At 66.4% G+C, this 15,501-nt stretch carries 11 protein-coding genes; 6 read left to right on the plus strand and 5 right to left on the minus strand.

The window, feature by feature from the left end:
* Positions 1-258: 258 nt before the first annotated feature.
* From B2W22_RS21210 to B2W22_RS21225, 4 genes are all read right to left on the minus strand, one after another.
* A protein-coding gene (locus B2W22_RS21210; protein WP_174245396.1) for an IS3 family transposase occupies positions 259-1,421 on the minus strand; the annotation gives its coding sequence in 2 pieces (ribosomal slippage) (positions 259-1,151 and positions 1,151-1,421; 1,164 coding nt in all).
* 289 nt (positions 1,422-1,710) lie between these two features.
* On the minus strand, positions 1,711-3,189 hold the full coding sequence (locus B2W22_RS21215) for an efflux transporter outer membrane subunit (protein WP_286939459.1): 1,479 nt from the start codon (positions 3,187-3,189) through the stop codon (positions 1,711-1,713).
* 74 nt (positions 3,190-3,263) lie between these two features.
* A complete protein-coding gene (locus B2W22_RS21220) occupies positions 3,264-6,479 on the minus strand; it encodes an efflux RND transporter permease subunit (RefSeq protein WP_286939461.1) in 3,216 nt (1,071 codons plus the stop codon).
* A 25-nt stretch (positions 6,480-6,504) separates the two neighbouring features.
* Positions 6,505-7,698: an efflux RND transporter periplasmic adaptor subunit gene (locus B2W22_RS21225; protein WP_191579534.1), complete on the minus strand. Its 1,194-nt coding sequence runs from the start codon at positions 7,696-7,698 to the stop codon at positions 6,505-6,507.
* A gap of 386 nt (positions 7,699-8,084) precedes the next feature.
* Between B2W22_RS21225 and B2W22_RS21230 the strand changes: the two genes are divergently transcribed.
* The 4 genes from B2W22_RS21230 to proC all read left to right on the plus strand — a co-directional run bounded on the left by B2W22_RS21230 (position 8,085) and on the right by proC (position 12,234).
* On the plus strand, positions 8,085-9,152 hold the full coding sequence (locus tag B2W22_RS21230) for a LysR family transcriptional regulator (RefSeq protein ID WP_175122249.1): 1,068 nt from the start codon (positions 8,085-8,087) through the stop codon (positions 9,150-9,152).
* 163 nt (positions 9,153-9,315) lie between these two features.
* The gene (locus B2W22_RS21235) at positions 9,316-10,428 is read left to right on the plus strand and encodes an AI-2E family transporter (protein ID WP_056559631.1); all 1,113 of its coding nucleotides are present in this window, start codon (positions 9,316-9,318) and stop codon (positions 10,426-10,428) included.
* 128 nt (positions 10,429-10,556) lie between these two features.
* Positions 10,557-11,327, plus strand: a complete 771-nt coding sequence (locus tag B2W22_RS21240; protein WP_239216124.1) for a phytanoyl-CoA dioxygenase family protein — start codon at positions 10,557-10,559, stop codon at positions 11,325-11,327.
* Between the two features lie 100 nt (positions 11,328-11,427).
* A complete protein-coding gene (gene proC / locus B2W22_RS21245) occupies positions 11,428-12,234 on the plus strand; it encodes a pyrroline-5-carboxylate reductase (protein ID WP_286939462.1) in 807 nt (268 codons plus the stop codon).
* A gap of 24 nt (positions 12,235-12,258) precedes the next feature.
* On the opposite strand, the gene B2W22_RS21250 is transcribed toward proC, so the two are convergent.
* Positions 12,259-13,710, minus strand: coding sequence for an MFS transporter (locus tag B2W22_RS21250; RefSeq protein WP_239216126.1), 1,452 nt, complete (start codon positions 13,708-13,710; stop codon positions 12,259-12,261).
* A gap of 96 nt (positions 13,711-13,806) precedes the next feature.
* Between B2W22_RS21250 and B2W22_RS21255 the strand changes: the two genes are divergently transcribed.
* Both B2W22_RS21255 and B2W22_RS21260 read left to right on the plus strand, forming a co-directional pair.
* On the plus strand, positions 13,807-14,685 hold the full coding sequence (locus tag B2W22_RS21255; RefSeq protein WP_286939464.1) for a helix-turn-helix transcriptional regulator: 879 nt from the start codon (positions 13,807-13,809) through the stop codon (positions 14,683-14,685).
* Between the two features lie 105 nt (positions 14,686-14,790).
* Positions 14,791-15,486, plus strand: a complete 696-nt coding sequence (locus B2W22_RS21260; RefSeq protein WP_239216130.1) for a PadR family transcriptional regulator — start codon at positions 14,791-14,793, stop codon at positions 15,484-15,486.
* Positions 15,487-15,501: the final 15 nt, after the last annotated feature.

Raw genomic sequence — 15,501 nt, forward strand, 5'->3', positions numbered from 1 at the left:
GCGGTCCGGAGCCTTCGCTCCGGACTGCCCCTTCGTCATCGTCGTTGTCGCCTGCGGCGCCTGCCTTCCGATTCCCTCGGGCGCATCTACACGCCCCGCGCACCCAGGCCGCCGCCACACCGGGCTGCGGTGGTTTGAACTTGATAGGACGCTGGCGTGGGTGGGGTTCTTGAGGTTCTTGCCGACGCTTTTCGTGAGTCGGACCGTCTTGCGGGGCCCGCCCCACTGCGGCTGTCGTGGTCAAGTTTTAGTGGACACTTAGGTCGGTTGTTTTCGCGGCCGGCGGGCCTCATAGGTGGCCGGAGCCAGATACCCTAACGTAGAGTGCAACCGCCGGGTGTTGTAGAAGTTCTCGATGTAGTCCTGGATGTCCCGATGGGCCTCGGCACGGGTGGCGTAGGACGCCTTCCATAGGCGTTCGACCTTCAGGCTCAGGAAGAATCTCTCCATGACTGCGTTGTCCCAACAGTTTGCTCTGCGACTCATGCTGCACACGATGCCGTGCGCAGCAAGAATTGCCTGGTATTCCGCGCTTCCGTACTGGAAGCCTCGATCGGAGTGAAGCACGAGCCCAGGTCGAGGTCGGCGCTGCCGAATTGCCATCTCCAGTGCTTGGCGAACGACGGGCGTATGCGTCGTTGGCGATGTCGCCCAGCCAATCAGACGTCGCGAGTACAGATCCAACACGGCGGCCAGATGAAGCCATCCCTGAGCCGTATTGATGCAAGTGACATCCGTCACCCAAGCTCGGTTGGGCTGGCTCACATCGAACTGCCGATCGAGCACGTTCTTGAACGTCGGCTGCCCTAAATCGGTGATCGGGTTGCGAACGAACCGACGCTTCCAAACGGGTCTTAGAAAGGCCTGCCGCATCAGAGTGCGCGCACGATAGCGGCCAATGACAATGCCTTCAGCTCGCAACGCGTGAGAGATACGGCGGCTACCGTACGTCGATCCACTTGCGTTAAATGCCGCAGCTACATGCACCTGTTCGCGCAACGCCTTAGGACGTATCCGTCGGCTACGCTGAGCGTAATAACCGGATCGGCTAACACCCAACACCCGGCAGATGTGGCTGACGTGATAGGCCTTCTGTTGCATATGCGCCACCAGGGCAAAGCTCACTTGAGCTCGCGGGCAAAGAAGGCCGAGGCTTTTTTTAACAGCTCCATGTCCACCTTCGCTTGGCGCAACTCCATCTCCAACTCGCGGATACGTCGTTGCTCGGGCGTGATCGGCAAGCCTGGACCAGGATCGCCCAGTCGATCTGCCTTGTACTGGACCAGCCACCGCCGCAGTGCTGTCTCGCCTATCCCCAACGATTTGCAGACCTCGGCCACGCTAAGGTCTTTGTCCATAACCATGTGAACCGCCTGAAGCTTGAACTCAGCCGTAAAGGCACGCCGCTTTATCTTGGTCATGACTCACCTCCTAGGTTCAACCTAAATGGGTGTCTACCAAAATTAGACCACTACAGGCCGCGCGGGCGGCCTGGTGGGGCTTACGCGGTGTCTTGCGTCGGGGTGATGGCGCTGCGCGCTGGCGCGCGGGTGGCTTTTTGGCGGTGCCGTGTCGGTTGGCGACGGCTTGGTGATGGCTAGGTGTCTGACACCCCTGGGGCTTAACCGTAACGAGTGCAAGCCGGTCTACGCGGGGTGTCTGACACCGGGTTAGAAACGCCTCGCGTGTCAGACACCAAACTGGTTTGCGTTACTTCGTCGCGACCTTTTCCGGCGGGACCGGATTATCCCAGCCTCCGCCGATAGCGCGAATCAACCCCACCGTCGACCGGGCCTGTTCGGCAGTCAGTTGCACCGACACGCGTTGCTGCAAGAGCACGCTGCGGTCGGCTTCAATCACGTCCAGATAGCTGATCGAGCCTTCACGGTACTGCGTGTGCGAGAGCTTCGCGGCGCGGGCAGCCGCTTCCACCGCCTCGTTCTGGGCCTTGGTCTGGTCCGCGAGGATGCGCAGGTTCGCGAGGTTGTCTTCCACTTCGCGGAACGCGTTCAGGACGGTCTGGCGGTAGACGGCGACGTCTTCTTCGTAGACGGCGCGGGCGCGGTCCAGGCCGGCTTGGCGGCGGCCGCCGTCGAAGATGGGCATGGACAGGGCGGCGCCGACCAGGGGGCCCAGCAGGAACGTGCGGCTGGACCATTGGAAGAGGTTGCCCAGTTCCGAGGACTCGTAGCCGAAGGCGCCGGTGATATCCAGGCGGGGGAAGAACGCGGACTTGGCGGCGCCGACGCGGGCGTTGGCGGCGGCCATGGCGCGTTCGGCGGCGGCGATGTCGGGGCGGCGTTCGAGCAGCGTGGAGGGCAGGCCGGCGGGGATGGTCAGTGCGATCTTTTCGATGGGCTGCGGCGGCATGGTGAATTCGGACGGGGCGCGGCCCAGCAGGACGGCCAGCGCGTGTTCGGCGGTGGCGCGGCGGCGGTCGATGCCCAGGGCCTCGGATTGCGCGGAGGCGAGTTCGGCCTTGGCGCGTGCCAGGTCCAGTTCACTGATGTCGCCGGCGTCGTAGCGGCGCTGGATGAGTTGAAGGGTGTCGGTGCGCAGTTTGACGGTCTGGTGGTAGAGGCGCGATTCGGCGTCTTGTTCACGGACCAGGAAGTAGGTGGTGGCGACGTCGGCTTGCAGGGCGAGCAGGACGGAGCGGTAGAGCGCTTCGCTTTGCTGGGCGTCGGCGGTGGCGGCGTCCACTGTCGATGCGACGCGGCCGAAGAGGTCGGCCTCGTACGACACCGTGCCTTGCGCGCGCCAGGTGGTGACGGGGGAAGTCGACGTGCCGTCGGGCAGGCCTTGCGAGACGGCCGAGGGGCGTTGGCGGTTGGGGCCGAAGCCGGCGTCGAGGCTGGGGAAGAAGCCGGAGCGCGCTTCGCGTTGCAGGGCGCGGGCCTGGGTGAGGCGGGCGGCGGCGGCTTGCAGGTCCTGGTTGGCGCGCTGGGCTTCTTCTTCAAGCTGGTTCAGGCCTTCGTCGTTGAAGACCTTCCACCAGGCGCCGCGCAGGGCGTCCTCAGAAGGTTCGGCGGGCTTCCAGGTGCCGGCCTCGGACGCGGGCAGGGCGGCTTCCTTGAAGGCGGCGGGCGTGTCGGCCGTGGGGCGCTGGTAGGTGGGACCCACCGCGCAGCCGGCCAGCACGAGCAGCATGGCGAGCAGGGCGGATCCTCGGGTCAGTCTTTTGATCATGATGACGTTTCTCTTTGGCGCGCGTCCCGTGCAAATTTGGACGGGACGCGCTGGCTACTCTTTTTTCTGTCGGCTTACGCGTGGTGTTGCGGCGCGGGCGGCGCGTTGGGGTCGATGTGCGGCACGCAGACGGGCGCTTCGTGCGGCGCGGCGGAGTGCAGCTTCTTGCCGCCGAGCGAGCGGAGCAGGACGTAGAACACCGGCGTGAGGAACAGGCCGAACAGGGTCACGCCGAGCATGCCGAAGAAGACGGCGACACCCATGGCGTGGCGCATTTCGGAACCGGCGCCAGAGGACAGCACCAGCGGCACCACGCCCATGATGAACGCGATGGACGTCATCAGGATGGGACGCAGGCGCAGGCGGCTGGCTTCGATGGCGGCTTCGAGCGGCGTGCGGCCGTTCATTTCGAGCTCCCGGGCGAATTCGACGATCAGGATCGCGTTCTTCGCCGACAGCCCCACCAGCACCATCAGGCCGATCTGCGTGAAGATGTTGTTGTCGTTGCCGGTGAGGTAGACGCCGGTCAGCGCGGCCAGGATGCTCATCGGCACGATGAGGATCACGGCGAGCGGCAGGGTCAGGCTTTCGTACAACGCGGCCAGCACCAGAAAAACGAGCAGGACGCTGATGGGGAAGACCCACAGGCCGGCGTTGCCCGCGAGGATCTGCTGGTACGTGAGGTCAGTCCATTCGAACTTGACGCCACGCGGCAGGGTTTCGGCGGCGACGCGCTCGGCGGCGGCTTGCGCCTGGTCGGACGAGTAGCCGGGGGCGGGGCCGCCGTTGATGTCGGCGGCGGTGTAGCCGTTGTAGCGCACGACCATTTCGGGGCCGAAGGTCTGCTTGACGGTGACCAGCGAGGACAGCGGGACCATGTCGCCGGCGGCGTTGCGGGTCTTGAGCTGCAGGATGTCGTCGGCGTGGGCGCGGAAGGGCGCATCAGCCTGGGCGCGAACCTGGAAGACGCGGCCGAACCGGTTGAAGTCGTTGACGTACATGGAGCCCAGATAGATCTGCATGGTGTCGAAGACTTCGGTCACCGGCACGCCAAGCTGCTTGGCCTTGACGCGGTCCAGGTCGACGTCGAGCTGCGGGACGTTGATCTCGTAGCTGGAGAACGTGGGGCCCAGTTCCGGCGTCTGGCGCGCCTTTTCCAGGAAGGCCTGCTTGGCCTTGTCCAGTTCGGCATAGCCGAGGGCCGCGCGGTCTTCGAGCTGGAGCTTGAAGCCGCCGAGCGTGCCCAGGCCCATGACGGGCGGGGGCGGGAACACGGCGATGAACGAGTCCTGGATGGCTGCGAACTTCTGGTTCAGGGACGCGGCGATGGCGTTGCCGGACAGCTCGGCGTTGTTGCGTTCGCCGAAGGGCTTGAGCGTGACGAACACGATGCCGGCGCTGGAGCTGTTGGTGAAGCCGTTGATGGACAGGCCGGGGAAGGCGATGGCCGATTGCACGCCAGGTTCCTTCAGGGCGATGTCGCTCATGCGGCGGATCACGTCTTCGGTGCGGTCCAGCGAGGCGCCGTTGGGCAGCTGCGTGAAGCCGATCAGGTATTGCTTGTCCTGCGCGGGTACGAAGCCGCCTGGCACCAGGTACGACACGCCAATGGTGGCGGCGACCAGCACGGCGTACACGCCCATCGCGCCGGCCTTGCGGCGGATGACGCTGGCCACGCCGGTGCCGTAGGACTCGGACGCGCGGCCGAACATGTTGTTGAACCAGTTGAAGAAGCGGCCGAAGATGCGGTTCATGCCGCGGGTCAGCCAGTCGGGCTTGTCGTGGTGGCTCTTGAGCAGCAGGGCCGACAGTGCGGGCGACAGGGTCAGCGAGTTGAAGGCCGAGATCACCGTCGAGATGGCGATGGTCATGGCGAACTGCTTGTAGAACTGGCCGGTCAGGCCCGTCATGAAGGCAAGCGGCACGAACACGGCGCACAGCGTCAGCGCGATTGCGATGATGGGGCCGCTGACTTCGCGCATGGCGCGATAGGTCGCATCGCGTGGACTCAAGCCCGCCGCGATGTTGCGCTCGACGTTTTCGACGACCACGATGGCGTCGTCCACCACGATCCCGATGGCCAGCACCATGCCGAACAGCGACAGCGCGTTGATGGAGTAGCCGAACATCAGCAGCAGCGCGAACGTGCCGACGATGGACACGGGCACCGCGAGCAGCGGGATGATGGACGCGCGCCAGGTCTGCAGGAACAGGATCACGACCAGCACGACCAGCGCGATGGCTTCGAGCAGGGTGTGCACGACGGCTTCGATACTCGAGCGCACGAATTGCGTGGGGTCGTATTCGATGCGGTATTCCACGCCCGGCGGGAAGTCCTGGGCCAGCTCGGCCATCGCGGCGCGCACCTGGCTGGAGACGTCCAGCGCGTTGGCGCCGGGCGACTGCATGATGCCCATGCCGACCGCCTGCTTGTTGTTCAGGAGCGAACGCAGGCCGTATTCCTGCGCATCCAGTTCCACGCGGGCCACGTCGGACAGGTGCGTCACGGCGCCGTCCGGCGAGGTCTTCAGGATGATGTCGCGGAATTCTTCTTCGGTCTGCAGTCGGCCGCGCGCGTTCACGTTCAATTGCAGCGGCACGTCGCCCTGCGTGGGCGAGGCGCCGATCACGCCGGCGGCCACCTGCACGTTCTGTTCGCGGATCGCGTTGACGACTTCGGATGCGGTCATGCCGCGCTGCGCGACCTTTTGCGGATCGAGCCACACGCGCATGGAGTAGTTGCCCGACCCCCACACCGTCACTTCGCCCACGCCCGTGATGCGCGACAGGCGGTCCTTGACGTTCAGGATGGCGTAGTTGCGCAGGTAGGTGATGTCGTAGCGGTCATTGGGCGAGATCAGGTGCACGACCAGCGTCAGCGTGGGCGAGCTCTTGGCCGTGGTCACGCCCAGGCGCTGCACATCCGGCGGCAGGCGCGGCAGCGCCTGCGACACGCGGTTCTGCACCAGCTGCTGCGCCTTGTCCGGGTCCACGCCCAGCTTGAAGTTGACCGTCAGCGTCAGGTTGCCGTCGCTGTTGGCCTGCGACTGCATGTACAGCATGTCTTCGACGCCGTTGATGGATTCTTCCAGCGGCGAGGCGACGGTTTCGGCGATGACCTTGGGGTTGGCGCCCGGGTACTGCGCGCGCACCACCACAGACGGCGGCACGACTTCCGGGTATTCGGAGATGGGCAGCTGGAACATGGCCAGCAGGCCTGCCAGCAGCACCAGGATCGATAGCACGCCGGCGAAGATCGGCCGGTCGATGAAGAATTTCGAGATATTCATAAACGTTCTCGTTCGACGCGTCGGCTCAGTTCTGCGCCGAGGCGGTCTTGACCGGGTTGCGCTTGGCGGCAACCATGGGGACAACGGTCGGGGTCACGGCGTCGCCGGGGCGGATGCGCTGCAGGCCGTTGACGACGATGCGTTCGCCGGCAGTCAGGCCGGCGTCGACGACGCGCAGGCCTTCCTGATTGGCGCCCAGCTTCACCTGGCGGTAGACGGCGTGGTTCTTGTCGTCCAGCACCAGCACGAAGCGCTTGTCCTGGTCGGTGCCGATGGCGCGTTCGTCGATCAGCACGGCCTCGCGGGGTTCGCTGCCGCCCAGGCGGATGCGGGCGTAGAGGCCCGGCAGCAGGGTGCCGTCGGCGTTGTCGAACTCGGCGCGCACGCGGATGGTGCCGGAGGTGGCGTCCAGGCGGTTGTCCACCGACTGCACGGCGCCGGTGCGCGAGTAGCCGTCTTCATTGGCCAGGCCCAGTTCGACCGGCACCGCGCCATTGCGGCCGTTGCGGGCGGGGTTCACGTAGCGCAGGAACGTTTGTTCGTCCACGTCGAACGATGCGTACATCTTGGACACCGACACCAGCGTGGTCAGCGGCACCGATGCGGCGCCGGCGGCGACCACGTTGCCCACGGTGACCTCGGCGCGCGACACGCGGCCGTCCACGGGGGCCTCGATACGCGTGTAGCCCAGGTTGAGCTTGGCGTAGTCCAGCGCGGCCTGGGCGCCCTGCAGGTTGGCGGCGGCTTCGCGCGCGGCGTTCTGCTTTTCCTCGAAGTCGCGGCGGGCGATGGCGTTGTCGGTCAAGAGGCGCTGGCCACGGGCCAGTTCCGAGGCCGTGTAGGCGGCGCGCGCCTTGGCGGCGGTCAGCGCCGCGGCGGCGCGGTCCACTTCGGCCGCGTAAGGGCGCGGGTCGATGGTGAAGAGCACGTCGCCCTTTTTGACGATGCTGCCGTCCTTGAAATGGACGGCGGTCAGCGTGCCGGAGACCAGGGGGCGGATGTCCACGCGGTCGATGGCTTCCAGGCGGCCGGAATAGCGCTGCCAGTCGACGATCGTCTTGTTGAGGACTTCCGCAACCTCGACGGGCGGCGCGGCGGGGGCGCCCTGCGCCATCGCGACATTGCCGCCCGCGGGGCCGCGGGTGAGGGCATAGCCGCCGCCCGCCGCCAGCACGGCTGCAAATACGACGAGCACAGCAATACGTTTACGCGAAACCATGGTGTTTCCTTGAGTGGTCTTTTAGAGGCGGAAGCGCGCTTGCCCGGGATGCGGGGACGACGAGTCGGCGGGGCGGGGATGCCAGTCCTAAGAATCCGGCGCTATATGGATATGCTGCGGTGCAGCATCGACCGGGGTCGCTTATCCAGAGGCGGCGGGCGCCTGATCAGGGCGGGTCGCTGCGGGGGCGGAATCTGAGGATTGACATGCCCTTTTCTTGCGCCGGGCGGCAAGGGCACTTCAAGATGGTTTGCATTCTGAGTGTTTTGTCCGGGCGGATAAACCTGTCTATCCCGGCAACACTGTTCGTGGAGAATGACTAATCCAGGTCGAAATCGGGTTATGCTCCGTCCACCCCGACTTATTTGCCTAAGGACACCCTTGCCATGGACCGCTTTCAGGCTATGCAGGTGTTTGTGCGCGTCGTGGACGCCAATAGCTTCACCCGGGCGGCCGACAGCCTATCGCTTCCGCGCACCACCGTCACCACCATCATTCAGAATCTGGAACGCCTTCTTGGCGTTCGCCTGTTGAACCGCACCACGCGCCGCATCGGCCTGACGCCCGACGGCGCAGGCTATTACCAGCACTGCGTGCGCATCCTGGCCGACGTGGAAGAGACCGAGGCCTGCTTCCAGGAAGCGGCCCTGCGGCTCAAGGGCCGGCTGCGCATCGATGTGCCGACCTGCATCGGCCGGCTGATCCTGATTCCCTCATTGTGTGATTTCCACGACAAATACCCCGACGTCGAGCTGGTGCTGGGCCTGGGCGACCGTCCGGTCGACATGGTCCAGGAAGCCGTGGACTGCGTGATCCGCGCCGGCGATCTCGAAGATTCCAGCCTCGTCGCCCGCCGCATCGGCACTCTGCAGACCGTGACCTGCGCGTCCCCCACCTACGTGGCGCGCCACGGCATGCCGCAGACGATCGAATCGTTGCGCGACCACCACGCGGTGCACTATTTCTCCAGCCGCACCGGCCGCAACTGTGCCTGGGACTTCAAGGTGGACGGCAAGCACCAGGAAGTGGACATGAAGGGCACGGTGGCCGTGAACGAAGCGGGCGCCTACCTGGATTGCGGGCTGAAGGGCTTCGGGCTGATCCAGACCGCCCGCTACATGGCGCTGCCGTATCTGCAATCGGGTGAGCTGATCGAGATCCTGCCGCAGTGGAAGCCCAGCTCCACGGCAATCTCGGTGCTGTATCCGCAGAGCCGGCAGTTGTCGCCCAAGGTGCGGGCCTTTACCGACTGGGTGGCCGAACTGTTCGCCGGGTGTCCGCTGCTCAGCGGCCGCGACGAGACCGACCCGGCCGCCGCGTCCTGCGCGGTGTACCAGCGCAATCAGGGGCAGACCGCTCCGGCGCAACCGCCCGTGCCCGCTATCCCGGCGCTGGCCGACATGGCCCCGCGTCGCCGCACCGCCCGCGAGGAAGCTGCGGAATACGTGCTGTAAATCCGCGTAGGCTGGACGACGACATGGCGGACCTTCGGGTCCGCCATCTGCGTTAAGCACGGGAAACCCCGTAGTAAATACAGCCCTTACGTCCCTCGTATTGCATGAAACGTCTGTATAGTCCGACAGTCAAAGCCTACAACGCCCTTACAGTCGATCCGCTATGCAGCCTGTTCTACCCGCCTACCTGATCGCCCGTTGGCTGTTGCTGCTTGTGCTGTTGGCGGGGGTTTACTTCCTTAGCGGATTCCTGGTTCCGGCCCTGGCGGCGCTGATCATCGGCCTGGCCAGCTGGCCCCTGTACCAACGCCTCGTCGTCCGTTGCGGCGGCCGCACGGCGGTTGCCGCGTCGCTGGCGCTGCTCGTCGTCGTCGTGGTGCTGATCGTCCCGTTGTCGCTGGCCCTGTCCTATGCCATCAAGGAAGCCAGCGCTTTCGTCGCCTGGGCCATCGCGGCCAACCGCCACGGCGTGGACGTGCCCGCGTGGATTTCGTCCCTGCCGGTGGTGGGCGATCGCCTGGGACAGTACTGGCAATCCTATATCGGCCAGCCTCACGCGCTGGGCGCGCTGGTCGAAGCCGTCAGCGGCGAACACCTGGGCAACATCTACCGCATGGCGCTGGCCGCCACGGGCAACGTGTTCCAGTTGCTGCTGACGGTGCTGTTCATGCTGATCACGCTGTTCTTCGTCTACAAGGACGGCATCCGCATGGTCGCGCAACTGGACGTGCTGGGCGAGCGCATTCTGCCCGCCCGCTGGCAGCGCTTTTCGCGCGTGGTCCCGGCCACCATCAATTCCACCGTCACCGGCATGGGCCTGATCGCGCTGGGCGAAGGCGTGGTGCTGGGCATCGCCTACTGGGTCGCGGGTGTGCCGTCGCCCGTGCTGCTGGGCGTGGTCACCGGCTTCATGGCGCTGATTCCCGGTGGCGCGCCGTTGTCGTTCACGCTGGTGTCCCTGTATCTGGTGGGCTCGGGCCATGTGGTCGCGGGCATTGCGCTGATGGTCTGGGGCAGCGTCGAACTCTTCATCGTCGACAAGACCCTGCGCCCGCGCCTGGTGGGCGGTCCCGTCAAGCTGCCGTTCCTGCCGACCTTCTTCGGGCTGGTGGGCGGCGTGAAGACCATGGGCATCGTGGGATTGTTCGTGGGGCCGGTGCTGATGGCGCTGCTGGTGGCCGTCTGGCGCGAATGGGTGCACCACGAGGTCCAGGAGCGCGACGCCGCCCGGCTGACGCCGCCGCCGGTCCGCCCCGAGAAGACGCCAGCGGGCTGAGGACGCGGGAGCCGCCCGGCGGCCTTGCCATTTGGTAATCTAGCCATCCCGCGTGACCGGCGCCTTGCCCGGTGCGCGCCTGCCCGCCCGCAGACGCGCCGCCTACGCCGCGGGCTGTGAGGATCAAGATGTCCGGGTTATTGCCTGATGATCAGATAGCCGTCCTGCGCGAGCAGGGCTTCGTGGTGGCGCGCCAGTTCGCCAACCCGGAGCAGCTTGCCGCGCTGCGTGCGCTGGCTGAACGCCATTTGCGCGATCACGTCGCACCCATCGAATACGAAGCCGACCTGCGCTATCCCGGCGCGCCGCAATCGCGCAGCGCTGAGGGCGGCCTGACAGTGCGCCGCCTGCTCAACGCCTACGCGCGCGACCCCCTGTTTGCCCAATGGGCCACCGATCCGCGCATTGGGCAGTGGTTGAAGCGCTATTTCAACGAGACGCCGGTGCTGTCCACCGTGCACCACAACTGCGTGATGACCAAGCACCCGGCGTACGGCAGCCTGACGGGCTGGCATCAGGACATCCGCTATTGGTCGTTCTCGGATACGGATCTGGTGTCCTGTTGGCTGGCCCTGGGGCCGGAGACGCGCGCCAATGGCGGGCTGTCGTTCATTCCGGGCTCGCACGCGGCGGCATTTACGCCGGACCAATTCGACGACAAGAAATTCTTCCGCGAGGACGTGCCGCAGAACGCCGACTGGATCGCGCGCGCCGTCTGTCCGGAACTGCAAGCGGGCGATGTGGTGTTCTTTCACTGCCGCACCTTGCACGCCGCGCAGGGCAACAGCAGCGACCGCGTGAAGCTGTCGGTGGTTCATACCTACCACCCCGAGTCCTGCCATCCGCTGCCGGGCACGCGGTCGTCGTCGCAGGCGGGCGTGCCGCTGGCGGGGGCGTGACGCCCCGGAAAGCCCGTAGACTGTGGCATCAATGATCCGCGCGCCGGCAATGCTCCCATGCCGGACCGGTCCGCAATCCCTACTTCGGAACTGAAGCAACATGCGTGAAAAAATTGTCTTCATCGGCGGCGGCAATATGGCCTCCGCCATCATCGACGGACTGATCGGCCAGGGCCGGGCGTTGACCGATTTTCTGGTGATCGAACCCTACGCGCCGACCCGCGAGGCGCTGGTCGCACGCGGCTTGCCCTGCCAGGAAGGCGTCAGTGCCGACATCGGCGACGCCGCCCTGTGTGTGCTGGCCACCAAACCGCAAGTGCTGCGCGAAGCCTGCGGCCAGGTCCGGCAGCATCTGCCGGCCGAGGCCACCGTGGTCAGCATCGCGGCGGGCGTCGAGCTGGCTGCGTTGTCGGAATGGCTGGGCGGGCACGCGCGCATCGTTCGCGCCATGCCCAACACGCCGGCCAAGGTGGGCCTGGGCATGACCGGCCTCTTCGCCACGCCGGCTTGCGAGCAGGCCCAGCGCGATCAGGTCGACGCGCTGTTCGCGGCGGTCGGCGAACGCATCTGGACCGAATCCGAAGCCATGATCGACGCCGTCACTGCGGTGACGGGCAGCGGCCCCGGTTACGTGTTCCATTTCATGGCGGCGCTGGAAAAGGGCGCCGTCGAATTGGGCTTTGCGCCCGCCGATGCGCGCCGGCTGGCTGTCGCCGCCTTCCGCGGTGCGGCGGAACTGGCCGCCAGCGAAGACGTGCCGTTGACCGAATTGCAGGACCGCGTCACTTCCAAGGGCGGCACCACCTACGCCGCCCTGTCGCACATGCAGCAGGCGGGCGTGGCCCAGGCCATCACCGAGGCTGTGCACAAGGCGCAGCAGCGCGCCCGCGAGTTGTCCGCGGGATAAAGGCCCCGGCGCGGCAACGGGCCGTCAGCGATGACGGCCCAGCCGCCACAGCAAGACGGCCGCCACCAGAACGGCTGCGACATTGAACTGCATGGCCGACGCAAACGCCTGCGCATGGCGCTCGGCCGCGCTGGCTTCCGCGTAAGCCTCCAACGCACCGCCATACAGCATGCCTGCAGCCGACACGCCCAACGCGGCGCCCACCTGTTGCAAGGTCGACACCACGCCCGCCGCCATGCCGGCCTGGCGGTCGTCGACCAGCCCCATCGCCAGGTTGACCAGCGGCGTGTTGACCGCGCCTTGCGCCGCGCCCAGCCACACCAGCGCAGGCAGCAGCGTCCACGGCGACAGGCTGGCGCCGGCGATGCCGGTTTGCATCATCAGCGCCGCCGTCGCCCCGCCGTACAACAGCGCGGCCAGCGCGATCGCGCGCGTGCCGTACCGGGCGACCAGTCTTGGCGCCACCATCGATCCCGCCACGAATCCGACGCTGGCCGGCGCGAAGATCATGCCGGCCGTCAACGCATCCAGGCCAAAGCCCGTCTGCACCAGCAAGGCGTAGCAAAGAAACATGGCGCTGGCGGTGGAGAACACCAGCATCACGACGAGGCACCCCGCCGCAAAGCGCGGCTGCGCCAGCAAGTCCATGTCCACCAGCGGCACGCCGCCGCGCGCGGCGACCCGGCGCTGCAGCCGCACGAAGGCTGCCAGCGCAACCACCGATGCCCCGCCGCAGGCGAGCGTCCAGGCGGGCCATTGCTGGGCGGGGCCTTCGATCAACGCCAGCAGCAGCAACGCCAACCCCAGGCCCACGAGCGCGGCGCCGGGCCAGTCCATCGCCGCGCCCGAGGGCTCGGCGGATTCGGGGATGTGCCGGGCAAGCCAGCACGCCAGCAGCCCCAGCGGCAGATTGATCAGAAAGATGGCACGCCACGCCAACCCGAACAGATCCGCATGGACGATCCAACCGCCGAGCACCTGCCCGGCGATGGCGGCCAGGCCCAGCGTCATGCCCAGCAGCCCGAACGCCCGGCGCCGCGCATGCCCCTCGAAGCTGACGCGGATCAGCGCATACACCTGCGGAAACAGCAGGGCCGCGGCGGCGCCCTGCAGGATGCGCGCGGCGATCAGCGTGTCCGGCGTGGGCGCCAGGCCGCACAGCGCGGACGCCACCGCAAAGCCCGCCATGCCCAGCATGAACAGCCGTCGCCTGCCATGGCGGTCGCCCAACCGGCTGCCCGCGATGAGCAGCACGCCATACGCCAGTTCATAGGCGGCGATGATGAAGTTGATCTGCGCGAAGCTGGCCGACAGCGTGGCCTGCATGCTGGGGATGGCCACGTTCACGACGAACAGGTCGAAGATCGTGATGAAGCCGCCGGATAGCAGCACCGCCAGGCCGAGCTTGCCGAGTCGTGGCGAAGCGGGGTCGGCAGGGGCGGCCGACGGCGTGGCGGGAAGGGTCGTGGTCGACATGAAAGCGTCCAAAAAGTCAGGATCGGCGCTATTCTGGGCGGACCTTTAGCCTTATACAATTTAGCTGTTTATGCTATTACTCCGTGCAACCCCGTCATGACCGAACCCGCCATTTCACGCCGTCTGGACCGCACCCGGGCCGACCTGTCCGAATTCCTGCGCCTGCGCCGGGAACGGCTCACTCCCGCTGACCTGGGGCTTCCGCCCGGCCGCCGCCGCCGCACGCCGGGGTTGCGCCGCGAGGAAGTGGCGGCGCTGGCCGGCGTCGGACTGGCCTGGTACACGTGGTTTGAACAGGGGCGCAACATCAGTGTGTCGGCCACCTTTCTCGAAAACCTGGCGCGCGTGCTGCGGTTGGACGACGCCGAGCGCCGCCACCTGTATCTGCTGGCGCACCAGCGCCCGCCGGCCGAGACCGGCCGCACGTGGTGCACCGTGCCCGCGCAAGTTCGCCGCTTGATGGATGACCTGCCCGCGCGGCCCGCCTACATCCTGAACCTGCGTTGGGACGTCGTCGTGTGGAACGCCGCCGCGGACAAGGTGTTCAATTTTTCCGGGCAGGCGCCGGGACGGCGCAACCTTCTCTGGATGCTGTTCGTGGACCCCGCGATGCGTGAACGCTTTGTGGATTGGACGGTGCAGGCGCCCCGCATGCTGTCCTCGTTCCGGCGCGATTTCGCCAGCGCGACCGGCGTGTCCGATATCGCTGAACTGGTTGATGAATTGGAACGTGTGTCGCCCGAATTCCAGTCGTGGTGGCGCGAGCACGACGTGCATGGCACGTGCATGGGACTGCGCACGCTGCATGTGGATGCGTTGGGCGATATCGCGTTCGAGCATGCCACCTTGAGTGTCGATGAAAGCCGGCACTTGCGATTGGTGGTCTATGCGCCCGCGCCGGATGAACCCCGTGCCGCCGACTTCGCGCGATGGGTGCAGGCGGGTCCAGCTGTGTCGCTGGCGCCCTCGGAGTAGGATTTTTAGGGGACGCCAGCACAAGACATTGGCAGGGGATTTGACGCGACGGACAACGCGGGTATATCGTACGAGCTATCGTAAGACATATCGTAAGAGCTACCTATGCGCCAAACGGCTTTCCGCGAACACCCGCACCATGGGCGTCCCCACCATGGCCACCACCACCCCAGTCACCGCCACCCGCGTCACGCCAGCGCGGGTGGCGACTGGTTTTCCGGTTCCTCCGACGGCCGCGGCGATGCGGACGGGTTCGGCGGCGACGGACGCGGCTTCACTCGCAGCCGCAAAGTATCCAGCGACGACCTGCAACTGATGCTGCTCGGACTGCTGGAACAGAACCCCAGCCACGGCTACGAACTCATCAAGGCATTGGGCGCGCTCAGCAACGGTTTCTATACGCCCAGCCCCGGCATGGTCTACCCCGCGCTGACGTATCTGGAAGAACTGGGCTACGCCACCGTCGAGCAAGAGGGCGCCAAGAAGCGCTATCACCTGGCGGAACCGGGCAAGGCGTATCTGGACGCCAACCGCGAACGCCTGACGCTGATGTTCAACAAGCTCAAGCATGTCGCGCGCAAGATGGACTACATGCGCCAGGCCTGGAGCGGCCAGCCGCGCGCCACCGGCCCGGAAGGCGAGGACGCCCGCACCGGCTGGCTGCCGGAGTTCGTGGAGGCGCGCCAGGCGCTCAAGCGCGCGCTTCTGGACCGTACCGACGCCTCGCCTGCAGAACAACGACGCATCGCGGCCATCCTGGCGCGTGCGACCGACGAGATCACCGGCAAATCCGGCGCGTGATCCCGTCTCACCCTA

Origin of the sequence: Achromobacter sp. UBA4530 (genome assembly GCF_002388205.1) — a bacterium.
Lineage (GTDB): Bacteria > Pseudomonadota > Gammaproteobacteria > Burkholderiales > Burkholderiaceae_B > Achromobacter > Achromobacter animicus.